Annotated in this window: 25 protein-coding genes; 19 read left to right on the top strand and 6 right to left on the bottom strand. The window is 46.1% G+C overall.

Features of this window, described 5'->3' with window-relative positions; translation table 11 throughout:
- The first annotated feature begins 12 nt into the window (after positions 1-12).
- The 4 genes from BC351_RS33570 (at position 13) to BC351_RS33555 (ending at position 3,842) form a co-directional block, all read left to right on the top strand.
- The gene (locus tag BC351_RS33570; RefSeq protein WP_079419250.1) at positions 13-384 is read left to right on the top strand and encodes a hypothetical protein; all 372 of its coding nucleotides are present in this window, start codon (positions 13-15) and stop codon (positions 382-384) included.
- A 636-nt stretch (positions 385-1,020) separates the two neighbouring features.
- Positions 1,021-2,223 (top strand): glycosyltransferase family 2 protein, encoded by a 1,203-nt coding sequence (locus tag BC351_RS33565; RefSeq protein WP_079419248.1) that lies wholly within the window; start codon positions 1,021-1,023, stop codon positions 2,221-2,223.
- Positions 2,224-2,237: 14 nt separating this feature from the next.
- Positions 2,238-3,308, top strand: coding sequence for a glycosyltransferase family 4 protein (locus tag BC351_RS33560; RefSeq protein WP_079419360.1), 1,071 nt, complete (start codon positions 2,238-2,240; stop codon positions 3,306-3,308).
- A 93-nt stretch (positions 3,309-3,401) separates the two neighbouring features.
- Positions 3,402-3,842 carry a hypothetical protein gene (locus BC351_RS33555; protein WP_079419246.1) on the top strand — a complete coding sequence of 147 codons (441 nt, stop codon included), beginning with the start codon at positions 3,402-3,404 and terminating at the stop codon, positions 3,840-3,842.
- 87 nt (positions 3,843-3,929) lie between these two features.
- Here BC351_RS33555 and BC351_RS33550 read toward each other — a convergent pair whose 3' ends face one another.
- Positions 3,930-4,844, bottom strand: a complete 915-nt coding sequence (locus BC351_RS33550) for an NAD-dependent epimerase/dehydratase family protein (RefSeq protein WP_079419244.1) — start codon at positions 4,842-4,844, stop codon at positions 3,930-3,932.
- 218 nt (positions 4,845-5,062) lie between these two features.
- On the opposite strand from BC351_RS33550, the gene BC351_RS33545 reads away from it, so the two are divergent.
- The 6 genes from BC351_RS33545 to BC351_RS33520 all read left to right on the top strand — a co-directional run bounded on the left by BC351_RS33545 (position 5,063) and on the right by BC351_RS33520 (position 8,704).
- The gene (locus BC351_RS33545) at positions 5,063-5,851 is read left to right on the top strand and encodes a glycosyltransferase family 2 protein (protein ID WP_079419242.1); all 789 of its coding nucleotides are present in this window, start codon (positions 5,063-5,065) and stop codon (positions 5,849-5,851) included.
- Positions 5,852-5,855: 4 nt separating this feature from the next.
- Complete coding sequence (locus tag BC351_RS33540; RefSeq protein ID WP_244209259.1) at positions 5,856-6,971, top strand: glycosyltransferase family 2 protein; 1,116 nt, start codon at positions 5,856-5,858, stop codon at positions 6,969-6,971.
- Positions 6,962-7,693 (top strand): glycosyltransferase family 2 protein, encoded by a 732-nt coding sequence (locus tag BC351_RS33535; RefSeq protein ID WP_079419240.1) that lies wholly within the window; start codon positions 6,962-6,964, stop codon positions 7,691-7,693. Before BC351_RS33540 ends, BC351_RS33535 begins: the two co-directional genes overlap by 10 nt.
- A 101-nt stretch (positions 7,694-7,794) precedes the next feature.
- Entirely contained in the window at positions 7,795-8,085 is a 291-nt protein-coding gene (locus BC351_RS33530) for a nucleoside-diphosphate sugar epimerase (RefSeq protein WP_079419238.1), read from the top strand.
- Between the two features lie 11 nt (positions 8,086-8,096).
- Entirely contained in the window at positions 8,097-8,441 is a 345-nt protein-coding gene (locus BC351_RS33525; RefSeq protein ID WP_079419236.1) for an alpha-helical endospore appendage domain-containing protein, read from the top strand.
- On the top strand, positions 8,441-8,704 hold the full coding sequence (locus BC351_RS33520; protein ID WP_079419234.1) for a hypothetical protein: 264 nt from the start codon (positions 8,441-8,443) through the stop codon (positions 8,702-8,704). The genes BC351_RS33525 and BC351_RS33520 overlap by 1 nt, the downstream gene beginning before the upstream one ends.
- A 1-nt stretch (position 8,705) precedes the next feature.
- Here BC351_RS33520 and BC351_RS33515 read toward each other — a convergent pair whose 3' ends face one another.
- From BC351_RS33515 to BC351_RS44485, 3 genes are all read right to left on the bottom strand, one after another.
- Positions 8,706-9,695 carry a ketoacyl-ACP synthase III gene (locus BC351_RS33515; RefSeq protein WP_079419232.1) on the bottom strand — a complete coding sequence of 330 codons (990 nt, stop codon included), beginning with the start codon at positions 9,693-9,695 and terminating at the stop codon, positions 8,706-8,708.
- A gap of 174 nt (positions 9,696-9,869) precedes the next feature.
- A complete protein-coding gene (locus BC351_RS33510) occupies positions 9,870-10,130 on the bottom strand; it encodes a TraB/GumN family protein (protein ID WP_158082316.1) in 261 nt (86 codons plus the stop codon).
- Between the two features lie 107 nt (positions 10,131-10,237).
- Positions 10,238-10,372, bottom strand: coding sequence for a MerR family DNA-binding transcriptional regulator (locus BC351_RS44485; protein ID WP_425270957.1), 135 nt, complete (start codon positions 10,370-10,372; stop codon positions 10,238-10,240).
- Positions 10,373-10,587: 215 nt separating this feature from the next.
- Here BC351_RS44485 and BC351_RS33500 point away from each other — a divergent pair, with 215 nt between their 5' ends.
- Both BC351_RS33500 and BC351_RS33495 read left to right on the top strand, forming a co-directional pair.
- A complete protein-coding gene (locus BC351_RS33500; protein ID WP_079419228.1) occupies positions 10,588-12,654 on the top strand; it encodes a methyl-accepting chemotaxis protein in 2,067 nt (688 codons plus the stop codon).
- 568 nt (positions 12,655-13,222) lie between these two features.
- Positions 13,223-14,566: an FAD-dependent oxidoreductase gene (locus BC351_RS33495; protein WP_079419226.1), complete on the top strand. Its 1,344-nt coding sequence runs from the start codon at positions 13,223-13,225 to the stop codon at positions 14,564-14,566.
- A 110-nt stretch (positions 14,567-14,676) separates the two neighbouring features.
- On the opposite strand, the gene BC351_RS33490 is transcribed toward BC351_RS33495, so the two are convergent.
- On the bottom strand, positions 14,677-15,681 hold the full coding sequence (locus BC351_RS33490) for a DUF3231 family protein (RefSeq protein ID WP_079419224.1): 1,005 nt from the start codon (positions 15,679-15,681) through the stop codon (positions 14,677-14,679).
- 171 nt (positions 15,682-15,852) lie between these two features.
- On the opposite strand from BC351_RS33490, the gene BC351_RS33485 reads away from it, so the two are divergent.
- From BC351_RS33485 to BC351_RS33455, 7 genes are all read left to right on the top strand, one after another.
- Entirely contained in the window at positions 15,853-16,635 is a 783-nt protein-coding gene (locus tag BC351_RS33485) for a peptidoglycan-binding protein (protein WP_079419222.1), read from the top strand.
- 164 nt (positions 16,636-16,799) lie between these two features.
- Positions 16,800-18,380 (top strand): helix-turn-helix domain-containing protein, encoded by a 1,581-nt coding sequence (locus BC351_RS33480; protein ID WP_079419220.1) that lies wholly within the window; start codon positions 16,800-16,802, stop codon positions 18,378-18,380.
- Positions 18,381-18,507: 127 nt separating this feature from the next.
- On the top strand, positions 18,508-19,068 hold the full coding sequence (locus tag BC351_RS33475; protein WP_079419218.1) for a nitroreductase family protein: 561 nt from the start codon (positions 18,508-18,510) through the stop codon (positions 19,066-19,068).
- Between the two features lie 34 nt (positions 19,069-19,102).
- Complete coding sequence (locus BC351_RS33470) at positions 19,103-20,056, top strand: ABC transporter permease (protein ID WP_079419216.1); 954 nt, start codon at positions 19,103-19,105, stop codon at positions 20,054-20,056.
- A complete protein-coding gene (locus BC351_RS33465) occupies positions 20,046-20,993 on the top strand; it encodes an iron chelate uptake ABC transporter family permease subunit (RefSeq protein WP_079419214.1) in 948 nt (315 codons plus the stop codon). The genes BC351_RS33470 and BC351_RS33465 overlap by 11 nt, the downstream gene beginning before the upstream one ends.
- Entirely contained in the window at positions 20,990-21,748 is a 759-nt protein-coding gene (locus tag BC351_RS33460) for an iron ABC transporter ATP-binding protein (protein WP_079419212.1), read from the top strand. The genes BC351_RS33465 and BC351_RS33460 overlap by 4 nt, the downstream gene beginning before the upstream one ends.
- Positions 21,749-21,775: 27 nt before the next feature.
- Entirely contained in the window at positions 21,776-22,774 is a 999-nt protein-coding gene (locus BC351_RS33455; RefSeq protein ID WP_079419210.1) for a siderophore ABC transporter substrate-binding protein, read from the top strand.
- An 82-nt stretch (positions 22,775-22,856) separates the two neighbouring features.
- On the opposite strand, the gene BC351_RS33450 is transcribed toward BC351_RS33455, so the two are convergent.
- On the bottom strand, positions 22,857-25,244 hold the full coding sequence (locus tag BC351_RS33450; protein ID WP_079419208.1) for an EAL domain-containing protein: 2,388 nt from the start codon (positions 25,242-25,244) through the stop codon (positions 22,857-22,859).
- Positions 25,245-25,320: the final 76 nt, after the last annotated feature.

The following is a 25,320-nucleotide window of genomic DNA, read 5'->3' as shown; positions in this document are numbered from 1 at the left end:
AGGTGGACATAGATGGTATATACAACTGGTTTGATTAACAATACCAATGACGGCGGAACCTTAGCAGCGAATGTCATTGTCAATATTACGAATGATGATCCAACGAATACAGCGCTGGTTCTCGTGAAAATATTTTATGCGATGGGAACTAGCGTTGCGAAAACTCCCTTGCATTTCACAGGGTACTATGTAGCATCTGGGTTTGTGGACATTCACACGTTCTCTGTAGTCGGTGTTATGGCTTATGAAGTTCAGATTGAAATTGACAGTTCGACGCCGAACCTGACCGTTCCAACTGTTTTTGCTACCGATACATTTGGAAATCTGATTCCTGACACAAGAGTCTTGCAACCTGAACTTGCGTTCATTTCAGCTTTGAGCTAATTAATTCAATCCAGTAAGTGAAAATCCTTGTTGTACAAGGTTTTCACTTTTTTTGACCACAATAGAAAGTATAAGTTTTCGGTTCCCGAAAACGTCTTTCTATTTGGCGATAAAACCTACCTCTAAACGCGGTCGCTCATCTTTGAATGGCTTCGATAGAGGTTTTCTCATGCTAGTTGAGAACAATTAATCCACCGGAGTCTGACTCAATTCAGCTGATTCAATTGACATTGAGCCCGAGAAGGAACTACGGTCCGCTAATTGACAGAGAACGGGGGAAAAGCAGCATGAGAGGGAACTGTGGTACGCTATTTCGGCGAAAAACGTTGATTCTGAGCGGGAAATGCTGAAATATGGGATCCTACTTCCCTTTCAGCTGCAAATATCCGATTCTGAGACAAATAGAGGATCATAGTTCCTCCTACAGTGGAATTTCCCCGAATTTCCCGTAGTTGATCCAGTGTCCGTGAAGCTGTTGACTTCGCTGAAGGTTCATAAGGATTGATACAAGAAGGTTGCCGTGAATCGCGGCCTTCTTTTTTTGCATTTTAGACAAGTAACTGGTTACGAACACAATCAAATGACTACGCACAGCAATAAGCTATTAGTAATATGGCATGGAAGGGGTTCGAATCCATGATTGAAGTTGGAATCGTTATGCCCGTATACAAGCAAAAACGTGAATATCTAAGCGCCGCGATAAAGTCGATTTTGAATCAGACGTTTAAACAATTTCGATTCATTATTGTGATCGATGGAGACACGGAGATGCTGAAGCTTTCCAAACAACTGGTCGGTGAAGACCCCCGAGTAGAGTTTATCGTGAATGAAGTCAATTTGGGTGTGGCTAAAGCGTTAAACCGTGGTTTTGATGTGTTATTCGCAGATCCAAGGATGAAATATGTGACGTGGGTATCCAGTGACAATATTTATTATCCGCAATTTATTTCGGTGCTGCGCCATGCGCTTGCTCGCTGTCCAAGAGAAGTTGGACTCGTCTATAGTTCATTTTGTTCCATAGATGGGGAAGATCGTTCGTTGGATACGGAGCAAACATTGGCGCTGCTGAGACAATATCAGTCCCAACCCAGGGAAGCGCTTCTGGATGCTTGCATAACAGGCGTATCATTTATGTATAAATCGCAATATGCCAAGCAGATTGAAGGGTATTATCTTGAACCTGTCGAGGATTATGAATACTGGCTTCGCTTAACCGAACTTTGCGACATCAAGTATATTCCTGTGGAGCTTGTTGATTATCGCGTCAATTCCACGTTCAGCATTTCAGCTACCTTGCAAACGACCGATAACCATCGCAAATGGAGATACGCCTACCACTTGGCGCGATATGAGGCTAGAATGAGGCGGGGCATTGCACCGCTAGTGACCGTGTTATTCAGTGTGAAACAATTGGATGAACAGGGTATCGCTTGTTTGGAAAGCCTATATGAACAATCATTTAGCAATTACGAATTGCACATTTTGGACTGTTCTTCGGATCGAGTGGCTACCTATGAGATTTCTAAAATTGCACATCCAACAGTAACCTATAGGTTTTTTCCTCATGTGGACGAAGAAAAGGCTATTTTCTATGCTTCACAGTTTACGAAAACACCTCTCACCTTTGTTTTGGGGAAAGAGCCTTTGTCCCAACATCTTCTGATGGAAACCCTAGTCCGGGAATTAAGCACCAAAACGCCGGATTACATGTCCAATTATTTTACGCAAGATAACTTGATTGGATACCGCAAATATGAGAATGATGACAAACCCTATTTCAACGAGCTTTTCCGCACGGTGCATTTTTTTGCTTACCAAATTAAGAAACATCTAGTATGAAAGCGGGCCGGGCTATGAAAATTTTATTTACGTTCTATAACCCAAGCGGCGGTATGGACACCTTAAATCGAATACGCTGCGAAGCTTTGCAAAAGATCGGTGTCGAATGTCATATGCTCTATAAATATGACGGCAATGGACGGCGAAATATTAGACATATCAAGACACATATTTGCAGTACAAACAAGGATATAGAAGATTTGCTCCAGCGGGAAAATTATGACGCGGTCATCGTCTGCACCGATTTTGATTTGCTCCAGAAGATTCGCGCCAGCGGTTACAAGAATCCGCTTATTTATGAGGTTCAGGGACTAGGTACGATGGAAACAGCTGTGGAGATTTTGAAGCAGGCTGAAGCTAATGTGAATAAATATGCATCCGCTCTGCTATACCCGCGCACTTCCCATATAATGACGCTGCTTGAAACATTTTTCCCGGATAAAAAGCACTATTCCTTCGATGATCCCTTGAATATGGATGATTTCGGCTATACTTCGTACCCGCAGAAGAAATATAGCGTTATCGCTTGGGTGGGACGGATTGAGACGAATAAAAACTGGCGGGATTTCATTGAGCTAGGCTATCAACTCAGCCAATCTATCCCGAATCTATATCTGTGGATGTTTGGCGATATGGATTTGAATGCACCTAGTGAGCAGAAGAAATTCGAAGAGAAGATCGCAGAGCTGGGAATTGAAGATCGGGTAATCCGATATTCGAACGTTCCCCATGAGCAGATGGCAGATTATTTCTCCATGATTGGCGACTCGGGCGGATTTCTCTGCTCAACCTCCATATTGGAAGGCTTCGGTTATGCCGTTGCGGAGGCTATGCTTTGCCGCTGTCCTGTGCTTACAACAGATTCGGACGGGGTCAGGAATTTCATTTTTCATAATGAAACAGGTTTATTTTTTCCTCACGGGGACATTGATCAAGCCGTTGTTCTGGCCAAACAACTCATGTACAATGCTGAACTTCGCGATCATATTCGAACGAACGGAGAACGATATGTCAAAGTCCGATTCACGGTTCGCAAATATACGAAAAAGTTCATGGCGATGCTGGGAGAGCTTGGCGTGAAGTAAGGCGAATTGAGGATTGTAAAAAGATAACTTGTCCAGTCATTTCTCTGAGTCTAGCATACGATAACGTATAAACTCAGAAAGGAGGTCCTCTAAATGGGGATTTTACTAGATGAACAAATTTCGCAAAATATTAGTACGTCAGGCGGTATTTCCATTCCGCTTACTTCTACGCCAGCCTTGTTTGGCACGCTAGGCTTGAACACAGCCGATGCAGGAGCTAATCTTCGTGTCCAATTCTCAGCTACTGTTTCTTTAGCTTCTATTGTCTCTGTATTGACACCTGTCACAATTACAATTTTCAGAGGAGTAGGACCTGACGCCGTGCTTGTCTATTCCGCTACGCAGTCTGCTCCGGCAGTTGGCCTGTTGGAAGTTTTGGCGAATAGTGTCATGACAATAACGGGAGCAGATTTTCAGCCTCCGAATCCAGGATTCTTAGTCTATCAAGCCTTCGTCAGCATTCCTAGCGGTATTGCAGTTGCTCCTACGCGAATAGGCCCAGAAAGCTTTAACGCAGCCGCTTACTCCGACTAAGCGTTGTTAGCTGAGCAAACTGAATAACAAGCCAAAGAACCTTACCTCGACTTGCACCGAGTGTGAGGCTCTTTGGTGTTCAATGGGTTAGCTGTTAGTGCTGATTTGGTACGTTTCCAGCAGCCCTGAACGAATGTCATAGTGAGGCTTCCATGACAAGAGGGCAAGTGCTTTGCGATTATCCAAACAGCTGTGCTTGATATCGCCATCCCTAGCTAAAGCATGCAGGATAGGCAGTTCAGAGCCATGATAGTGCAAAAGCAGCTTCGCCAACTCTTTGACGGAGGTTGGGCTGCTCGTGCTCACATGCAGCGTTTCCCCGTTGCCATGATGGATGGCCGCTAGATTTGCGCGTACCACATCTTTCACATAAACGAAGTCTCGTGTCTGTTCTCCATCGCCATGAAGCGTGAGTGCTGTCTCTTTCAGAATGCGATCCATGAAGACAGCGACCACGCCGCCCTCTCCTTTGGGCGTTTGTCTGGGGCCGTACACATTGCCAAAGCGGAGGATGGTGTAGGGAAGTCCGTGGAATTGATGGAAGACTCGAATATAGGATTCGGCAGCAAATTTGGATAACCCATAGTAGGATATTGGCGATGTGGGGTCTGTTTCGGTAAGTGTCTCTCGCTGTAAGTCGCCGTACACGGCGGAAGTGGAAGCGAAGATGAATTTGCTTACACCCGCATCGCGTGAAGCTTCAAGAAGATGAATGGTGCCGATCAGATTAATGTAGGCATCTTGACCTGGATTCGCAATCGAACGCTGAACATCGGCTTGGGCCGCAAGGTGGAAAACAACATCAGGTTGAATCGAAGCAAGAAGCGGCTTGATCTGTTCGTGACTTATATCTTCCACATGAAGAATGGCATCAGGATGAATGTTAGTTGGTTTGCCTGAAGACAGATTATCAATAACATGGACTTCATAATGCTGAGCGAGTAGGTCATCGACAAGGTGTGAACCAATAAAGCCCGCACCACCGGTTACAACAGCTTTCATCTAGAATTCCTCTTTTCTTGGTAGTATGCACTATCTTACGTGAGGAAATAGAAGGATGTACAAGGCAAATGCCTGTTTGTCTCTTGTAAAAAAAGCGAGGAAATAGGCTGTACAAATGCCTGTTTTCCTATATTACGGCTTCTGCCCTGTCCCCTTTCTTTTCCGATCATAGAATATATAAAGCAGGTATTCCGCCATGGACAGGAGTTGAGAGCGAATTGAGTAACCAACGTATTCAGCGGAAGCAGAAGCAGCTAACAGCGCGCATCAGCTTGCATCAGCCTAAGGTATCCGTCATCATTCCTGTTTACAACGAAGCCCGCACATTGGCTAAAGTGATTAGGGAAGCCTTTCGTGTGCACCCTCATACCGAAGTGATTGTGGTAGATAATGGATCGACAGATGGAAGTAAGCGTGTAGCGGCGGGGTTAGGGGCTAAGGTTATCTCGTTTAATCAACCGCTAGGACATGATGTAGGAAGAAGTCTTGGAGCGAAAGAAGCGAGAGGAGATATTCTGCTGTTCCTTGATGCCGATTTCGTTATCGCTGCGAAAGAAGTGATTCCACTAGTCAGAGCCGTACAGCGGGGAGTGGATGTCGCGTTGAACAAATACAACGGAAGCACGGCTACTGTCGGCGTACACCGCGTTGTGCTGGCGAAACATGCGCTGAACGCGATATTAGAGCGCACCGATTTGCTTGGAGCTTCCATGACGACAATCCCGCATGCGATCAGTCGAAAAGCACTTCATGCGATAGGAGCCGATAATTTAGCCGTTCCGCCACTGGCCCAAGCGATCGCTGCTCATCGCGGCCTTCATATAAAGGCAACCCAGCTTATTCAAGTTGGTCTTCGCAATCGCATCCGTCGAAGACCAAAAGCTTCGGATCCCGTAGGTGACTTAATCATAGGCGATCATTTGGAAGCCATTAACTGGCTAGTTGGAGTGTCCGGTGAACGGGCGAGCTTGAATGACTCCGTGCGTGTTAGAGAAATGATGAGGTGAATACATGAAGCCGAACATCAAGAAAAGAAGCCCTCGACCCCAGCCTTCAGCAATTAAAAAAAAACGTTTACAGCCCAAGCCTTCCTTGTCCCGTCTGCGGGCAAAACCATCGCCCAAAAAACGCTCAAGAACACAAGTGTACTGGAGAAATTGGGGCAGCAAGGCGGGTCAAGAAGATGCCCTGAAACATGACATTACCAAAGAAGCTTATCAGAAGAAAGCTCTCAATCAGCTTTGGGTGAATCGAGTTAAGTCCGAATTGCTGCATGCTAACGCGCAGAACTATGAAGCTGCTTCCCAAGGTTACGTGCATGGTTATTGCAAAGCGGCCAAACTGCCAATCCCTGATTGGGTGTTAATGCCTACGGCAGGCTCTGTTGGAGCGATTGTCAGTGTGATGAATGAAGAACGAACGATTGTGAAGGTGCTGGAGCAGCTGAATCGGCTGCCGCTGGATGAGATCATCATTATCGTGAATGGCTCGAGTGACCGCACGCTGGAGAGGGTCAAAGCGCATTCCCACGCGCTCATTGTTCATTATCCAGAGCCATTGGGGCATGATGTGGGCAGGGCGATTGGAGCCAAACTATCGCATTCGGATATCTTGATCTTTCTCGATGGCGATTTTGTTGTTGGTGCTGAGAAATTACTGCCCTTTATTTCTTCGATTGAAAGAGGACATGATCTAGCTCTTAATAATATAACGCCATATTTGCCTCCCTTCTCACAATGGGATTCCGTCACCATGATGAAACGGTTTCTTAATGTCTCGATGAAAAGGCCCGATTTAAATGCCAATTCGCTAACCGCTGTTCCGCATGCATTATCCCGAAATGCGCTCCAGCATATGGGCTATGCGGAACTGATGGTTCCGCCAAAAGCACAGGTCAATGCCATCATGGGAGGATTGCGGATAACGGCGCCTGCCAGTGTTAATGTTGTATCCGTGAACAGAATTCGTAAGATCAACATGGGAAGAAATAATCCCGTTGCCCGGATGATTATCGGAGACCACGTCGAGGCACTGCAATTTGCTATGAAATCCAGAGGGGAACGTATTGTGTTTCCTGATATCATTCGGAAAAGGAAATTCCTCGAGGGGGAAGTCTCATGCAGGTAACGAGTATCGTCATTCCTACATTTAATGGTCTATCCTTGCTGAGAGACTGTGTAGCCTCTATTCGCAAGCATACCTCAGTGCCTTATGAAATTATTGTGGTCGATAATGCTTCCACAGATGGCACATTAGAGTATTGTTATCAAGAGCGGCTTAAGCTCGTTTGCCTTCCGGTGAACCGCGGCTTTCCAGTCGCTTGTAATTACGGTCTTCACATTGCCACAGGGAACGCATTGATGCTGCTGAACAATGACACCATCGTAACTCCAAACTGGTTAGACAATATGCTGCGCGCGCTATACAGCAGTGAGGACATCGGAATGGTTGGACCGGTGACGAATTACGCGAGCGGCAAACAGCAGATTCAAGAGCCGTTTACAACGATTGCCGATATGGCGGCCCAATATAATGTTCCCAATCCTGATTTGTGGCAGGAAAGCACTCGGCTGGTCGGGATTTGTCTGCTTTTCAAAAGGGAAATGCTCGATAAAATCGGCTTCATGGATGAACGCTTTTCCCCAGGACATTACGAAGACGACGATATGTGCTATCGGGCGAGGCTTGGCGGCTTCCGGCTGTTGATTACCGGGGATTGCTTTATTTTCCACCATGGGAGTGCCAGCTTTCATAAAAAGGGGCAAGAGGCTGTCCAAGCGCTGCTCCAGCTTAATCGCCAGAAGTTTATTGATAAATGGGGAGTAGATCCCCATCATTTCATTGCGTAACAAGGTGAAAGGGCGAATGGAAGAAGTTCTGGTTCTTGGCACCGTTTTTTGCCTGATTGCATAACTTAGAGTGAAAAAGCGGAATTTGGAGGCGAAATGGCGTGGAACAAAGGGTAACAACGATTATTTCCCATATAGCGGCTTCCCATCGCGAGATGTCCAAAATCTTGGAGGCGAAGCGGAGTATCTCGACGCAGATGGCCTCCATTGCGAAGGATATCCCAGACTCACACCCCGATTTCGAAGGCCTTAGCATGCTGCAGGAGCAGGCGTTGCAGTTGACTAAGAATATAACGGCATATTTAAACAGTTTAGCTAATCTGGAAGAAGCCATTGCGCAGCAAACAGAGATTGTGATGAAAGAAATGAAAGATCCTGAGGATGAGGAATAGAGGGATATAACTTGAACAGAAATGATCTGTATTTGCATATGCTGGATGCCACAGCTAAGCTGCAGCATGAAATCGCCTTAATGCTGGAAGCCAGAGTTGTCGAGGCGGAGAAATCTCGCAATTGGATATGCCATCACATCAATTCTTCCAATCTGGAAGGGCATGAGCATCAAATGAAACAAACTGGAGAGATTCACGAGCATGTGATCGAGCTCATCGACGGTTTGACGAAAATGGAGAACTCGTTGAACCGACATATGCAGGCTCTTCTTGGATCCAATGATTCTGGTTCAGGAGATTCAGGCGGATCGGGCGGGTTGGGCAATTTATTTTCCTTTGGCGAGGATGAGAAGTAATGAAATCAACACATCGAGATACCATTGAATTGCATATGCTGACCTCGCTGGCCAGAAGCCAGCGAGCGATATGCCGCATCTTGGAAACCATTGCGGATCAGGTAGAGATTTCAGAGCAGCTGGCCGTCCACTTGGCTGAGAATCTGTCGACATTAAGTGGTTATCAACGTACGCTGATTCACAAAATAACCAAGCAGAAGCCGCGCAAGCGTCAGATGGGAACACCCGCCAAGCCTTGGATGAACAAGCAAGTACTGCGTTAGCTTATCCCCAACGTACAATCAAGCCTGCGTGAGTAAGACCGCCGCCGAAGCCATAGAATAATAAGGTATCCCCCGCTTTGACTTTGCCTTCCGTTATGCCTAAATCAAGTGCCAGCGGAATGGAAGCCGCAGAGGTGTTGCCGTAATATTCAAGACTATATAAAGCTTTCTCCAAAGATATGCCGCTCTTTTCGCAGATGGACTCGATGATGCGCAAGTTGGCGCTGTGAGGGATGAACCAATCGATTGCCGTCTGCGGCAAACCGCTTTTCTCGAGAAGCTTCTGGATGCCTTGCGGGACCGTTGTCACCGCGAATTTGTACACTTCGCGTCCATTTTGGACAAGCTTGCCGTCTCCGGTTAATGGCGTCCCCTGCCATTGTGTGGACAGACCGGTTCGGTAGACGTGCTTGCCGCCGGAACCATCGGAACCAAGATGGTGAGCCAGGAATGCAGGCCGATCTGTTTCGCGTTCTACGACTACGGCACCGGCGCCGTCACCAAACAAAATACAGGTGGAACGGTCGGTGTAGTCCGTTATTTTGGACAGCGCGTCACCGCCGACGATGAGAATCTTGCGGTGGACGCCGGCCGCAACAAGCGCGCTTGCGGTATGCAGAGCGTAAGCGAACCCGGCGCAGGTCGCGTTGAGGTCATAAGCACCCGTTTCGGGCAAACCGAAATGCGCTTGAATCTGGCAAGCAACCGGTGTCGAAGGCAGATCAGGCGTATGCGTAGCGACGATGATCAGCTCGACCTGATCCAGCGAAGCGGGGTACCGGGAGAGCATATTTTGCACAGCGGCTATACATAAATGGCTTGTGAATTCATCGTCAGCAGCAAGCCTGCGTTCGCGGATGCCTGTGCGCTGTACGATCCATTCATCATTCGTATCCACCATGGTTTGTAGATCAGCGTTGCTAAGAATACGGGAAGGAACATAGCTGCCAATGGCAGAGATGCGAGCTTGCAAGGGAGTTGAGATAGTCATTTGGATTCACTCCTTTTAGTATCTGATATTAGTACTTGGTACTAAATATAACTTTACTTTAACGAATTTAAGAGGCTGTGTCAATGGTGTGTTGCCTGGACACTAAACGAAATAAAGAACAGGGCTAACCTCATAGTTAGCCCTGTAGTGTTATAAACGATGATGATCTAAAAGCTACTGTTTTACCACCTTAAAGCCTTGCTTCTCCAGCATTGCAACAAGACCAGAGTCGCCCGAAAAATGCGAAGCTCCAAGTGCAATCATATACGTTTCTTTTTTATCGCCGTTCAGATAGCCTTCAATCTTCTCAGCCATTGCTGCATCGCGGTCAGTCTGCATACCTTTGAAATAGTCATCATCCCATTGAAGCGTTTTGACAAATTCAAGCAAGGCTTTATCATCGCCATCTTTCCATAGCTTCAGAATATCATCCATCGACATTACCGCAGCAGAAGGGGGCAAAGTACTTGGATCCAACGTTTGAAGTAGTATTTTTTTCCTGTAGAGAGTCGGCAAAGTTGTTGAAAACCTCGAACTGGGACTCAAAAGTTTCCAGTCCAACAATTGGCTTTTTCGCTTGGCTTGAGCAGCCCCTTGCGATCATAAAAGTGCAGCGTACGTTTGGTCGTTGAGGCCAGTTTAGCGAATGTACCAGCGGTATAATATCTCTTACTTATTATTCTCAGCCCCTTTCTAGCACCAGTATAATGGATGACCTTACGTTACACTCAAGCATTTTTTCTCAGGCGGTTGGCAGTTGGTAATTGCAGCGAAATGCGGGCGCATAATGTGTTATGAAATCTCACAAAATGGCTGGTCGCAGCCGATAAAGATAGTGGATAGAAGTAGAAGCAGGTCATAGACAAATACAGAGTTTGAAAGAGGAGTCAACATGACAAAAACACAAGGTTCAAGGCAAAGAAAATCTTTTTCACAAGTATCATTGAAAATCAAACTGCCTTTATGGATCAGCCTGTTAGTGATTCTTGTGCTAACGGCAACGAGCTTATTTACCTATAGGTTCGGGTCCCAAATTGTAATGAAAAAAAGCAAAGACGAAATCAATACCAACGTTGAACGTATCGGGCAATATTTGCAATCAACAGCAGAGTTGGAAGAACAGAGCCTCTATCTGGTATCCAATGAAGGCGAACTAAAAGATTTATTGAAACTAAGAAATCAAAAAACGTTGTCAGATCAAGACTTTTTCGCTCCCAAAAATGAGCTGCAAGCCAAGACGAATGCCTTCCTTGCGGAAAGCATCAAAGGGACAAAAGGTATCCAAACGATGACACTTGTAGATAACAAGGGGACGACGATTGCCAGCAACAATCCGGGCTCCTTGAAAGCGGATCTTTCGGAACGTGACTATTTCAAAGAGGCTATGCAAGGCAAATTTGCCATCAGCGACGCATTGATTTCCAAGACGACAGGCACTTTGGTCAATGTATTCGCGCAACCCGTTAAAGCAGAGGATGGCACCGTACTTGGTGTAGTCATTCTTACCATTGATACGTCCCTGTTTGTCAATAAGCTCAAGGGGATCACCATCAACGACGAAGGCAGGGTATTCGTTGTAAGTCGTCAAGGAACAATCGTGTATCACTCCACTGTGCCTGACATGATTGGGAAGAAATTAGAATCTGAGCAATATGCCGATGTCCTCAAGCAGAAAGCGACCGATCAGCTGCTGATGGGGAATCTCGATAACGCGGAAACCTATATCCGGTATGCCAAGATTCCAAGAGCGGACTGGATGATTGTTGTTGCCGATGATTTTAGCGATATTCAAAGACCTTTGGATGATTTGATGACCAAAATCGTTATGATAACAATTGCTGCTGTGGTCATAGCTCTATTGGCAGGTATCTTCATCTCCAGAAGCATTACGTCGCCTATTGCGAAGCTGGCAGCGTTGTTCAAAAAGTTGTCTGACGGGGATTTAACGGTTCGAACCGAAGGAAAGTTTGTTGGCGAATTTGGTGTGTTGGCGAACAGCTTTGATACCATGGTGGGGAAAAATAAGGAATTAATCGGTCATATGAACACGTCCATTGAGGTGTTGAATACAAGTACGAGCGAGCTGGAACAAACTTCCCAGAAAACGGCTCAATCGATTCACGAAACGTCCGTAACGACAATGGAAATTGCCAGAGCTATGGAATCTCAGTCGAATGAGACTGAAACGATTGTCGGCAAATTTTATGAACTGGGCGAAAAGATGGAAACGATCGGCAGCAAAACGCAATCAGTGAAGGAGCGCTCGGAAGCTATTCTGGATGTGTTTGATACGAACAAAGAGATCATCGAGAACTTGATTCATATTAATCATCAAAATGAACAGGAAGTCCAGAAAATATCGGCGATTACAGGATTGTTGGCCGAAAGCTCGAATCAGATTCGGACGATTACAGGGACGATCGGCGATATTGCTAAACAGACGAACCTGCTGGCGCTGAATGCGTCCATTGAAGCTGCAAGAGCCGGAGAACACGGAAGAGGTTTCGCTGTGGTAGCGGATGAAATCCGTAAATTGGCGGAACAATCCTCCAAACAGTCCAGTGAAATTAATGAAATTATTCGATTGACCCTCTCACATGTTGACGAGAACAACCAAAGTGTCGGTGAAATCCAGACGATTGCGTTGAAACAAGATGAATTTGTAGGCAAAACGCAGCAAGCCTTCACGATGATCTTGGCGCATGTCAAAGATATTACGAATCAAATTCAATCGATGGCAAGCGATGTCACGCATATGGAAAAGGATAAAGATGATGTGCTTGAATCCGCTCAAAGCTTATCCGCTTCCGGTGAAGAAGTTTCCGCATCAGTGGAAGAAGTAACGGCTACGGTACAAGATCAGTCTTCCATGGTTCAAACGCTTGCTGGCATGGTAGCGAGTATCGACAGCTTAACGAAGAGCCTTGCTGAATTCACCCTGCAGTTCAAAGTGAAATAAACAGCTGATGAGAAGGGCTGTCCCACAAGTAGATAAACCTACTTGTGGGACAGCTTTTTGTGTTTGGGCGTGCGTATACATGTAGCATCCGGATTAGCTGTACGGGTTCTGATCATCTCTTGATGAGCCTTCTGCTTTCTCTGACTCTAGCTCCAGTTGCTTTCTCTAAACCTGCAATTATACATCTTTTTTGCTCCTGGAAGAGCCGAAACTGTTAAATTCCTGCGTTTGTGCAGGTTTTTGAGGCTTTTTCTGGATGAGCGGCTGAAAAAGATAGAAATGCCTGCACAATCTCCAAGGCATTTCCACTTTTTAACCAAATTCGCCCGGAAATTCCTGTATTTATGCAGGCTTTTACACTTGGGTGAACTGATCTGATCTGGAAGCCCCTTCATTCCACATGAAAGTAATCAACCCCATCATCTATCGACGCTTGCTTACTAAATTTAGCTTAGGGGATAAGCTCTTTTTTAAACTAAATTTAAACTAAAATGAAGCTTTAGTTTAATTTATACTGGGGGAAGCAACAACTTGAGCTTATCAAGCAAACCCAAAGGAGTGAATTCAAATGAGCAAAAGCATAGAAGCAGATATCGTTGTTGTAGGCGGAGGGCCGGCTGGCGTGAATGCGGCGATTGCGGCAGGCCGGAGCGGGGCCAAGACGGTGCTGATCGAAAAATACGGCTTTATTGGCGGCATGTCCACCGCTGCCTTGGTGTATCCTTGGATGACTTTTCATACAACGGACGGCAAGCAAGTGATTAAAGGTTTGGCGCAGGAGATTATTGACCGCCTGATGGCGATGAACGCGTCACCTGGCCACCTAAGGGACACCGTTGGCTTTGTACATACAATTACACCTTATCATCCTGAAATTTATAAAGTACTGGCGGTTGATATGCTGAAGGAAGCTGGCGTTAAACTGCTGTTTCATAGCTTCGTAGATCAAGTCGAAACGGTGGATAACCGTATTCAATCGGTTCAGTTAACGTCGAAGTCGGGGCGCATCGATGTTCGAGGCAAAGTATTCATCGACACGACCGGAGACGCAGATCTTGCTTATTTATCGGGAGCGCCTTGTCTGCAAGGGCGTGACGGCGATAAGCTCACACAGCCTATGACGATGAAATTCCGTATGCGCGGGGTCAATTTACCGGCAGTGAAACAGTATATGATCGATCACCCGGATGAATTTTATCGAAAGACGCCTTTCTCCGAGCTGGCTGATCTGCCTTTATCTGGGGTTCTCGGTTATTTCAAGCATTGGAAGGAAGCCAATCTGCCAATCAATCGTGATCAAGTGCTCTTCTTCACAGGACCGGAGGATGACGAGGTGCTGGTCAATACGACGCGTGTTCAAGGGCTGGACGGAACCAATGTGGAGGACTTGACGGAGGCGGAGGAGTTGGGGCGCAAGCAAGTTTTGATGGTGGCGGAGTTTATGAGAAATAACTTGCCTGGCTTCGCTAAAGCGTCGATCTCCTCCGTAGGCGCACAAATCGGGATCCGCGAAACACGGCGGATTGACGGACAGTATGCCCTGCAGGTGAGTGATGTTGTAGAAGGGCGTCATTTCGAGGATGTGATCGCGCGGAGCGGCTATCCGATCGATATCCACGATCCATCCGGCAAAGGGGTAACCGCTGCTTGGGTTAAGGGAGACGGAGCCTATGATATCCCCTACCGCTGTCTGCTGCCGCAAAAAATTGAGAATTTGCTGACGGCCGGCCGCTGCATCTCAACGACGCACGAGGCTCTCGCTACCACGCGCCTTACGCCAAGCTGCATGGCTACGGGGCAAGCAGCAGGTTCAGGGGCTGGGCTGGCCATTAAGCATAGTGTTCAGCCGGCGCAAATTAACGTTGCTGAGCTGCAAGCCGTCCTTGTGCAGGACGGTGCATTATTGAGCTAGCCAGCCTCCTATCCCTGTAATCCTCAAGGGTGCTTGTAGATTATGGACACCAAAAAAGCAATCGAGCCCTTGAGCTTGATTTGCTTTTTGGAAGAGAATCCTATGCCCCATTACTGATTAATTAGCTGACGTCGATCCTCCATTTGCGGTGGTTCCTCCAGCCAGCCATTTTTAATCATGAGCTTGACTCCTTCGTGGGAATATACATAAATGTCCTTGGCGATCCAAGCGGTTTTCACAGTCAAATCATTTCTTAACGAAAAAACAGTTCCAAAACTATTGGTTACCAGACCGAACCCATTCAGAAGATAGATGCAGAACATCATAAGCTTCTCAGAAAATGGCGACGTGGTAGAGGTGGTTACTGTACAACCGGACGTGGCTGAGAACTGAATATCACTTTGTAGAAGGATCTCTTCAAATGTTTTAATTTGCTTCTTGGCAAGCTCTTTTCCTTTTACAAAAAAATCTTTCACCTCTTTATTGTCTGCGCATTGCGCAAAACCGGTAATGAGCTGCATGCCGACATTGTTGGTTTCAATGCCATGATGAAGAACGCCAAGTTCAATGGTATTCAAAGCCCTTTTATCGCCAAAAAGGTTAAATCCATTCAGATAACTTTTGCTTTCAATAAATTCAATCGTTTTCGGCATCGTTACATGCGGAGGCAGAGAAAGAATGCCTTTTTTCAGTAAATAGTCGGTTGATCTTCGATAGGTTTTTTGAGTGACAACGGTGAGGCCTTCATAAATATCCATAACATCCGGATGATAGGCCATATTCATATTCAGGGTATACATCCCCATGCTGATCTCTTTCAGGACGCGAAGAAACATGATATCGAACCCGTTGTCATACAGTTTGGGCGCTTCCAGGTTAACATCTTCTTTCACAAATCCAATTGGAATGGCGATGCCTTGATTCTCAAAAAGCTCATTTATTTTATTCACATAATAACTGAGGTCTTGCCATAAGCCTCCCATAATATTTCTGGCTTCCTGATCTTCTGTTTTCTCTATGAAATATTCCAAAACCCTTAGAATGAGTGTCTTTTCCTGATAGGTAAGCCAAAGCGTTCCAAGCTCCGATGAGCTGATTGGTTTTTTGACATTCAAAATCGGATCCCTCCAGAATTTATTTAAAATGTATTATTTCCAAAAAAGACAACAATACGTATTGCAAAATTTGGAGATAAATCTGGATATTATTTGGGAAATAGGTCACTCTAAGGCTTATCGTCCACGATGCGACGAATGATGCTGATAACGGGGAGTGAACGTAGACTCATGTTGCAAGGCAAAAAGAAGCATATCTGGATCCTGTTTATTTGTATCGCCTTGTTCTGCTCATCCGCGAGCACAGCTTTTGCCTACGGCAAAGGGGCCAAAGGGCCGGATGTTTACGCGGTTCAAGGGATGCTGAAGTCACTTGGCTACTACGGCGGACCAATTACAGGCTATTACGGCAATCAAACTGCTGCGGGTGTGAAAGCATTTCAAAGCAAATATGGTCTCCCAGTTACGGGGAATGTGGATGATCAAACACTGCAGTCCATTCTATGGGCTTATGGGAATTTGAAAATCCCTAAGACTCCAAAGCCGACCCCATCACCAACACCGGCTCCATCGACTCCAACGCCGACACCGAGCCCACCGCCAGAGTCTCAGGTACCACCGACATCAGGCTTAACGGCGGAAGAGCAGCAAATGCTCGATCTGGTGAATAAGGAGCGCACGGCTGCAGGGCTGTCCCCGTTGATTGCGGATGCGGCACTGACGAAGACGGCAAGGCTTAAAAGCCAGGACATGGTCGATAACAACTATTTCTCCCATGATTCTCCTACGTACGGCTCGCCTTTCGATATGATGGAAAAGTTCGGCATTACCTATAATGCCGCGGGAGAAAATATAGCTTGCAATCAGGATGTTCAAGCTGCTCATGAGGCGCTAATGAATTCGCCGGGCCACAAAGCTAACATCTTGAGCAAGGATTATACGCATATTGGGATCGGGATTGTTAATGGAGGTCCTTGCGGCAAGATGTTTACCCAGCAGTTTATAGGGAAATAGAATCGGATGACAGCACACAGCAAAAAGACTATTGAAGCCAACCGGCCGATAGTCTTTTTTTTACATGTCGTTGTTGGCGCTTGTTGGTTACAATTTGACAATGAGAATCATTATCAAATATGATGAGAAGAGTAGTTATAACGGTGACAAGGATGTGGTCGTAAATGTCAGTAACCTTATCATCGCAAGCGCGCGCCCTCCATTATTTGGGGACAGATGAGTTAACGATTGAGAGTCAATCGACAATTGAACATGTCAGCCAACCGCATTATGCGTTTGGTTATGTGATAGATGAACTTCTAAGAGTAACCTTGGAGGATAATAAACACCGACGTACGCATAAAGTGCTGACCGGTGAGCTGTTTTTTGTTCCACCCAATTGCCGATGTACGCTGAAAAATAGTGAAAATCATCGTGCTCGTGTGATCTGGATCCGCTTCCAAATTCTGAACGGCCAGACTTCTGCTGCTGTCGTTAGCGGAACTGGGGGAGTGAGTGACTTCTTGAATCAGCGTGAGCTGCAGCTGCACAGTTTTCGGATGCCGCACATTTCCAATTGGATACCCGATTTCCTTAGCGATTGCGGCCAGCCGGATACGGCTTTATTTTATCAACTGCAGTCCTATCTCTACCGTATATCTTCCGCCTTCACGACCTTCCTGCAAAGTCCAAGGCAAGTAGATGATGAACTTGTGGAGTATGTGGAGCAGGCCAAGCAATATATTTTGGAGCATTATAACCAAACGATCGATATGGAAGAAATGGCCCGCTTGTCAGGCTCGAGCCGCAAGTTTTATCAAGCATTTCGAGGGGTTACAGGCTTAAGCCCGCATAAATTTGTGACGACGATTCGTCTGAATCGCTCGCTCAGCCTTCTGGGAAGCTCCGCTTTCTCCATAACGGAAGTTGCTCACACCGTTGGCTATGCCGACGAGCTTTATTTCAGCAGACTTTTCAAAAAGCATATGGGTCTATCCCCTTCCGATTATTTGAAAAATGCACAAATTCGCATTGCTAATCTTTGTGCTATTTTTCATGGGGATTTGGCTGTGCTGGGGTTAACGCCGAAGGTAAGTCTGCACAAGGATTGGTGGCTGGAGTCAGATCTTACGCCGTACATCGAACAAATCCGGAACAGCCATCCGAACATCATTATAAGCGGGCCGATTCCTGATGAACTGCAAGAAACACTTGCCGATATTGCGCAAGTCGTCATCATTCGCTGGCATGACTTCACCTGGAAGGAGACATTGCTCAAAATCAGCGGGTTAGTGGGTCTATCAAGTGTTGCCCAGCGCTGGCTGACCTACTTTGACATGAAAGTGGATAATGCCCGCGAACACATTCGAGAACGTCTTGGCGGGAAGCCCTTCCTGCTCGTCAGTGCTCAGGAACAGCATTATCGGGTATACGGTTTAACGCGCAAGAAAATCAAGGATTTATTTTATGATGAGCTTAAAATAACGCCGCCTAAGCCAGTAGAGCAGGTATCCTTTTTGGATACCTACACGCTTCCCGAGGTGGCTTCGATGGATTGTGACAACGTGGTGTTCTTCGTCTCGACAACGCTGTCCAATGATTATTGTCTCCAGCTAGAAGCCTCTTGGCGGCGGCTCAAACAGGCGCACAGCCGTGAGCGGCAGCATATTTTGCTGATTCGTCATCATGGTCTGCTCATGTACAACGCGACCATGCATGACAGCTTGATTGATGAAACGGTGTACCATTTATTGTCCAAATCATGATGATGACAAAAAGTCCATCCGAATTACAGGAAAGTCCATTCACGTTAGGTAACAATCATGCCAAAATAAGAAACGTTGATAACGATTCTCAATTTCAGGGAGTCCAGATGACTAGACGGGGGGACATATGGAATTAACTAAACTTATCAAAGAACGGCGTTCCGTTCATCAATTTGAAGATAAACCTGTTTCTGTTGAGCTTATTTCGGAGCTGCTGGATACCGCTGTTTGGGTACCCAATCACCGGATGACACAGCCTTGGCGTTTCGTCATTATTCAGGGCGAAGGCCGCTGCAAATTAGCGGATATCGTGCGCGAGTTCAGAGCGGCCAAGGAGTCAGATCCTGCGAAGGCGCAGGAAATCGGTCAAAAACTATATGATAAATTCATGTCGGTGCCGATGTTCCTCGCGGTTGTTTTGCAGGTGAATGACAATCCGGCCATTGCGGAGGAAGATTATGCGTCGGCAAGCTGTTTGATTCACAATTTCGGATTGCTTGCTTGGGAGCAGGGCATCGGTATGGTGTGGGAAACGTATCCACTGCTGCAATTGGCGTCGTTCCGTGAAGCCTTCGGGGTGAAGTCGGACGAGAGAATAATCGGCAGCTTGCACGTTGGATATCCTGGTAAAGTCCCTTCTCCACAACAACGTATACCGGCCAGCGAACGCTTGACGGTCATGGAATAGAGCGTGAATACAATTTGGTACGTTAGGATCTGCTATGAAAATAAGATATTTAGTGCTTGCCCTCATCGTGTTATCCATCACTTCGATTTTTATCGGGGTTAAGGGCATTACACCCTTTGATTTGTTTCATTTAACAGAAGATCAGGCCCATATCTTGCTGGTCAGCCGTATCCCGCGCTTGATTAGTATCGTCATCGCCGGCGTTAGTATGAGCGTCATTGGTCTATTGATGCAGCAGCTTACCCGCAACAAGTTCGTATCGCCCACAACGGCGGGCACGATGGACTGCGCCAGATTGGGGATACTCGTTGCGATGCTGTTGTTTGCAGAGGCGACGCCGCTTCAAAAAATCGCAGTTGCTTTCGTTTTTACGCTTGCCGGAACCTATCTCTTTATGAAGATTTTGGACCGCATACGCTTTCGGGATACCATCTATATTCCGCTGGTTGGCTTAATGTTCGGGAGCGTCGTGACGTCCATTTCCACCTTTTTTGCTTATAAATTCAACTTGATCCAGAATATCTCCTCCTGGCTGCAGGGCAATTTTGCAACGGTCATGAAGGGACGTTACGAGCTGCTGTATATCAGCATTCCGATGCTGGTCATTGCTTACCTATATGCGAATCGTTTTACGATAGCCGGTATGGGGGAAGATTTTGCCGCTAATTTGGGATTGAACTATCGACTTGTTGTTAATATGGGTCTCGTCATCGTTGCGGTTGTCGCATCGGTGAATATTTTAAGCGTTGGGATCATCCCTTTTCTGGGCTTGGTCATCCCGAACATCGTTTCCATTTATCAAGGCGATCATTTGAAAAAGATTGCCCCCCATACGGCGCTTCTGGGAGCGGTGTTCGTCTTGTTCTGCGACATTCTGGGTCGTATTCTAATTTATCCTTACGAAATTCCGATTGGATTAACGGTGGGAGTCATCGGAAGCGGAATGTTCATTTATTTGCTGATGAGGAGAAAGGCTTATGACGTTTAGATTGAAATTGAGCCTGCTCGCCATCCTAGCTGTAGGCGTCATTGCTGCCTTTTTGACCCTGCATGCGGGCGGCAATTGGGATTATGTCCTCCCCAGAAGAGGCATCAAAGTGATGAGTATTGTCTTGACAGGTACAGCGATTGCCTACTCGACGATTCTATTTCAGACGATTACGAATAATCGTATTCTAACCCCAAGTATTATTGGTTTAGATGCTTTGTATATGCTTATACAGACCACAGTTATTTTCCTGTTGGGCTCGAAGAGCGCGCTTTCGGCGAATGGGAATCTCAATTTTGCGATCACGGTTGGCCTGATGACGCTTTTCTCTCTGGTGCTGTTTAAATTGTTGTTCAAAAGGGAAGGCCGGAATTTATATTTTTTGCTGCTGTTTGGCATCATTCTGGGTACTTTTTTCGGCAGCTTTACGACCTTCATGGAAGTGCTGATTGATCCTAATGAATTCTCAGTTCTACAAGGGCGTTCTTTTGCCAGCTTCAATACCGTGAATAGTAAATTATTGCTGATATCGGCTATCTCGAGCGTCATCGTTGTGCTGTACAGCCTGAAATTTATGAAGTATCTGGATGTCATTTCTTTAGGTAGAGAGCATGCGATTAATCTTGGGGTTCCTTACGAATATGTCGTGAAACGGCTGCTTATTATTATCTCTGTTCTGGTTTCCATAGCGACGGCATTGGTCGGCCCGGTCACCTTTCTAGGTTTGCTTGTGGCTAACCTCACTTACCAGTTTATGAAGACGTATCGGCACCGTTATCTGATACCTGGCTCGATTTTGATTTGTATGATTGCGTTAGTGGGTGGTCAGTTGATTATGGAACGCATATTCAGCTTTTCTACACCACTTGCGGTCATTATCAATTTCGCCGGGGGCGTATACTTCTTATACCTGCTGTTAAGGGAGAATAAGTCATGATTGAAGTCAGACATGTATCGAAGTCCTACGGAAACAACCCCGTTGTGGACGATGTATCCATTCGAATCGGCAAAGGAAAAGTTACCTCTTTTATTGGACCCAATGGCGCTGGCAAAAGCACCCTCATTTCGATGATAAGCCGACTGCTTTCGATAGACAGCGGTGAAATTCTTATCGACGGTGAGGATGTCACCAAAGCCAAAAGCCAGGAGTTAGCCAAGAAAATAGCGATTCTCAAGCAATCCAACCACATCCAAGTGCGTCTGACCGTGCGTGATTTGGTAAGCTTCGGGCGATTCCCTTATTCGCAGGGCAAGCTGACCAAAGAAGATTGGCAGTTCGTGGACGAAGCGATTCGGTATATGGAGCTTGAAGACATGCAGCACAAATACTTGGACCAGCTGAGCGGAGGCCAGAACCAACGGGCCTATATAGCGATGGTCATCGCGCAAAATACCGAGTACATACTGCTGGACGAGCCGCTCAATAATTTGGATATGAAGCATTCTGTACAAATTATGAAGGTGCTGCGACGACTGGCAGACGAATTAGGCAAAACCATCGTGATCGTGATTCATGATATCAATTTCGCATCCTGCTATTCTGATTACATCGTCGCTTTTAAGCAGGGCAAAGTGGTGAAAGAAGGTCCTACGGACGAGATGATTGATTCAGCGGTCCTTCATGAGATATATGACATGGACATTGCGATTCATGAGATTAACGGAAATAAGATATGCGTGTATTTTACCTAACAAAGATAATAGAAGAGGTGTCTAGTCATGAGCAAGAAATTATCCATTCTCCTACTAACATTGATCATCGCGGTTTTCGTTGCGGCTTGCGGCAGCGGAAACCAAGCGAATAAAGAAACTGCGAAGCCTGCGGCAGCGAGTCCGCAAGCAACCAACGCAGCGACGGCTGCGGCAACGCCTGCAGCGCCGACAGAGATTACCGTCAAGCATAAGTTAGGTGAAACGAAAGTGAAAACGAATCCGAAGAAGGTTTTCGTATTCGATTATGGGGTATTGGATTCCTTGGATCGTTTGGGCGTTGAGGTGGCCGGCGTTCCGCAAGCGAACTTGCCTTCTTATCTGAGTAAATACAAAGATGCCAAATACATTAATGCAGGTACGCTGTTCGAGCCGGATTTTGAGAAAATCAATGCCAGCAAAGCGGATCTTATCATTATCTCTGGTCGTGCAGAGAAAGCCTACGCGGAGCTAAGCAAAATCGCGCCAACCATCTTTATGGGTGTGGATAACGCGAAATACATGGATTCATTCAAAGAAAATGCGTTAACCTTAGGCAAAATTTTCAGCAAAGAAGCAGTGGCAACGGAGGAAGTTGCTAAAATTGAAACAGCCGCTAAACAACTTCAAACTAAAGCATCGGCAAGCGGTAAAAATGCGCTGATCGTCCTTGTTCAAGATACAGCGCTTAGCGCATATGGCGCAGGCTCACGCTTTGGCATCATCCATGACGTGTTTGGCTTCAAACAAGCAGATAGCAAAATTGAAGTATCGACACACGGCCAAAATATTTCCAATGAGTACATTTTGGAGAAAAATCCCGATTATCTCTTCGTGGTTGACCGCGGTAAAGTTGTTGACGGCAAATCGACAGGCAAGCAAATCATTGAAAATGAACTTGTCAAAAAGACGAATGCCTTCAAAAATGGCAATATCATCTATCTGGATGCGAACTACTGGTATCTCTCGGGCGGCGGTCTAATCTCCGTTGAGGGTATGGTGAAGCAGGTCGCGGATTCAGTGAAATAACTAGCAGCAATGCTTTTACTAAAGCTTAAACCAACCTTCAGCACCACGATTATCGTGATGTTGGAGGTTGGTTTTTTTGGGGTCATTGATGTTCGCCGGATTCTATTCTAGCGCGCAGCCAGATTTCGAATTCCGAAGCACTAATGGGATGTGAGATCAGATATCCTTGAATGCTGTCGCACTGATGCTCCATTAAGAAGTTGTATTGTTCTTGCGTCTCTACGCCTTCTGCGAGCACATTCATATTCAGGCTGCGTGACAAGGATATAATGCTTTTGGCGATCTGGGCGCCTTGTGGTGATTTATCGCCGATGAACGATTTATCAATCTTGATCTGATGGACGGGCAATTTATTCAGCAGGGATAAGGAGGAGTAGCCTGTTCCAAAATCATCAATGGCAATGGAGATCCCAAGTGTTGTTAGACGTTCCAGAAGAGCAATCGCCTGCTCTTGGTTCTGAACAGCAACGCTTTCTGTAATTTCCAAGCAAAGATACTTGGGGTCAAGACCGGTTTCCTCAAGTATGGCTTGCACGTTGCCAGCGAAATGGTTTTGATGAAATTGGAGCGTAGATATGTTAACAGCCACTTGCAGTGCGGGCAATCCCTCCTCCTGCCAACGTTTGCTTTGCAAGCAGGCATTTCGCAGAACCCAGTTGCTAAGGGGGACAATGAGCCCGCACTCTTCTGCGAAGGGAATGAATTGCTGCGGTGGAATAATTCCTTGTTCGGGAGAATTCCACCGCACGAGCGCTTCTATCCCGCAGACGCGGCCATTGATCAGATCAATTTGCGGCTGGTAATACAGAACCAACTCTTCACGTTCAATCGCTTTGCGCAGGTTGCGCTCAAGCTTCAGGCGTTCGTGAGCCTTATGGCTCATAGAGGGTTGGTAAGCTTCCATTTGATTGCGGCCTTGTTCTTTTGCTCGATACATGGAGATGTCGGCGCTTTTGATCAAGGAATAGACATCCTCGCCATCATCAGGAAAGAAGCTGATGCCTAGACTGGCAGTCACGTTTAGCTCAAGTCCTTCTTCCGTATAGGAGGATTGTTGGAACCGTGCGATCAACTCGCTGCCGATCTGGACTCCGAGCTGCTTGTCAGGCAGATTGGGAAGTAGAATAAGGAATTCATCCCCTCCGATTCTCGCAACCGTGCTGCCTTCGTAGAACGGCTTGGACAGAAGTCCTGCGACGAATTGCAATAAACGATCTCCGACTTGATGCCCCAAGCTATCATTTACAATTTTGAATCGATCTAGATCGAGTAGCATAACGGCAAGCAGTTGCTGTTCTTCCTGTGCTTGCAACAGAGATTCGTTGACACGCTGCTGGAACAGGTTTCGATTGGGAAGACCTGTTAAAGCGTCATGATAAGCGAGGAAGGAGATGCGTTGTTCGGCTTCCTTGTGCGCTGTGATATCCCGCAAAATCATATAAACAAATGTTTCATCGCCGATTTCCAAAAATTCGGTATCCACCATAAAGGAGATAGGGAGATGATTCCGAAAGGAGATTTTCGTGACTTCAAAGTTATGCAAGGATTGCCTGGCATCAAACTGCTTGCGATAGGAATCTAGAAGTTGGGCATGCATCTCTTTGGGATACGCGTCTAGAAAGGAATACGCTTTATGGGAACCATCATCGTCAGGGGGAGTTAGAATTTGTCGTCCAGCTGCGTTGATTTCTACAATATTCGCGTCTTTATCAAGAAGGGCGACCCCGAAAGGAACGAGTTCAAACAGCATCTCATATTTGCGAGATTCATTGGGAAGCATATCGTACCTTTTGACAATCGTCCGGACTGCAATCACGTAGAAAATAACGGAATGTATAGACAGTTCCGGCATGGCGATGTATGGAGGGAACAGATTGCTGAGGATAAACATCACAAACCCCCATAAGAGAGTAATGAAGCTGGAGATCATCAGCATGACATATTTGCGTTTATGACCGCCAGAAGTGGAGCGAATCATCCTTATAAGTAAAAGGTTCTCAACAAGTGAATACATAAAAACAAAAATCATCATCAAGTAAGGAAAAAAAGAGCCGAGGATGGGTTTGATCCATAAGCTATCCAACACATAGCCACTGACGAGATATGGCGTACAGATAGATAAAGGCGCGAATAGACAAAAGGGCAAGCAATAAATAATAATTCTGGCCGTTAAAGAAAGTCTTTGTCCAAACTTGCTAAGGTTGAAATAGAACTTCATCCCCAAGCCGGTAGAAATCAAAATAACGGGAAAAAAGATCGTTTGATAAAAAAATGGGGAAAAAGCAGGTGGGGCCAAATTCAGTACTAATTGTGCCAGGCATAATACGGCAAAGCAGGCAACCAATAAGGCGGCAGACTGATTCACTTTGCTTTTCCGATTGCGAAGATAAATCTCTATGGACGAGTAGAAGAAATAGATGGCGGGTAGAAGATAAATGATGATCGTTAACAACAGGTGAGTTGTTGACATATGAAAGTCACTTCCCTACTAAGACAGTTACCGGACACAGTTCGACACATTTGGACAAATTTCCTTCTCAAAAGGT

This window comes from Paenibacillus ferrarius (genome assembly GCF_002027705.1).
GTDB classification, from domain to species: Bacteria; Bacillota; Bacilli; order Paenibacillales; family NBRC-103111; genus Paenibacillus_E; species Paenibacillus_E ferrarius.
Note: the sequence above shows the minus strand (reverse complement) of the source record. Positions and strands in the feature narration are given on the sequence as shown.

Excerpts from the sequence above, each read along its gene's own strand:
- BC351_RS33555 (WP_079419246.1), top strand. The coding sequence starts at position 3,402 with ATGGGGATTTTACTAGATGAACAAATTTCGCAAAATATTAGTACGTCA.
- BC351_RS33485 (WP_079419222.1), top strand. The coding sequence starts at position 15,853 with ATGTTGCAAGGCAAAAAGAAGCATATCTGGATCCTGTTTATTTGTATC.
- BC351_RS33470 (WP_079419216.1), top strand. The coding sequence starts at position 19,103 with ATGAAAATAAGATATTTAGTGCTTGCCCTCATCGTGTTATCCATCACT.
- BC351_RS33560 (WP_079419360.1), top strand. The coding sequence starts at position 2,238 with ATGAAAATTTTATTTACGTTCTATAACCCAAGCGGCGGTATGGACACC.
- BC351_RS33565 (WP_079419248.1), top strand. The coding sequence starts at position 1,021 with ATGATTGAAGTTGGAATCGTTATGCCCGTATACAAGCAAAAACGTGAA.
- BC351_RS33520 (WP_079419234.1), top strand. The coding sequence starts at position 8,441 with ATGAAATCAACACATCGAGATACCATTGAATTGCATATGCTGACCTCG.
- BC351_RS33465 (WP_079419214.1), top strand. The coding sequence starts at position 20,046 with ATGACGTTTAGATTGAAATTGAGCCTGCTCGCCATCCTAGCTGTAGGC.
- BC351_RS33475 (WP_079419218.1), top strand. The coding sequence starts at position 18,508 with ATGGAATTAACTAAACTTATCAAAGAACGGCGTTCCGTTCATCAATTT.
- BC351_RS33495 (WP_079419226.1), top strand. The coding sequence starts at position 13,223 with ATGAGCAAAAGCATAGAAGCAGATATCGTTGTTGTAGGCGGAGGGCCG.
- BC351_RS33540 (WP_244209259.1), top strand. The coding sequence starts at position 5,856 with ATGAAGCCGAACATCAAGAAAAGAAGCCCTCGACCCCAGCCTTCAGCA.
- BC351_RS33455 (WP_079419210.1), top strand. The coding sequence starts at position 21,776 with ATGAGCAAGAAATTATCCATTCTCCTACTAACATTGATCATCGCGGTT.
- BC351_RS33515 (WP_079419232.1), bottom strand. The coding sequence starts at position 9,695 with ATGACTATCTCAACTCCCTTGCAAGCTCGCATCTCTGCCATTGGCAGC.
- BC351_RS33535 (WP_079419240.1), top strand. The coding sequence starts at position 6,962 with ATGCAGGTAACGAGTATCGTCATTCCTACATTTAATGGTCTATCCTTG.
- BC351_RS33550 (WP_079419244.1), bottom strand. The coding sequence starts at position 4,844 with ATGAAAGCTGTTGTAACCGGTGGTGCGGGCTTTATTGGTTCACACCTT.
- BC351_RS33450 (WP_079419208.1), bottom strand. The coding sequence starts at position 25,244 with ATGTCAACAACTCACCTGTTGTTAACGATCATCATTTATCTTCTACCC.
- BC351_RS33500 (WP_079419228.1), top strand. The coding sequence starts at position 10,588 with ATGACAAAAACACAAGGTTCAAGGCAAAGAAAATCTTTTTCACAAGTA.
- BC351_RS33570 (WP_079419250.1), top strand. The coding sequence starts at position 13 with ATGGTATATACAACTGGTTTGATTAACAATACCAATGACGGCGGAACC.
- BC351_RS33480 (WP_079419220.1), top strand. The coding sequence starts at position 16,800 with ATGTCAGTAACCTTATCATCGCAAGCGCGCGCCCTCCATTATTTGGGG.
- BC351_RS33510 (WP_158082316.1), bottom strand. The coding sequence starts at position 10,130 with ATGGATGATATTCTGAAGCTATGGAAAGATGGCGATGATAAAGCCTTG.
- BC351_RS33460 (WP_079419212.1), top strand. The coding sequence starts at position 20,990 with ATGATTGAAGTCAGACATGTATCGAAGTCCTACGGAAACAACCCCGTT.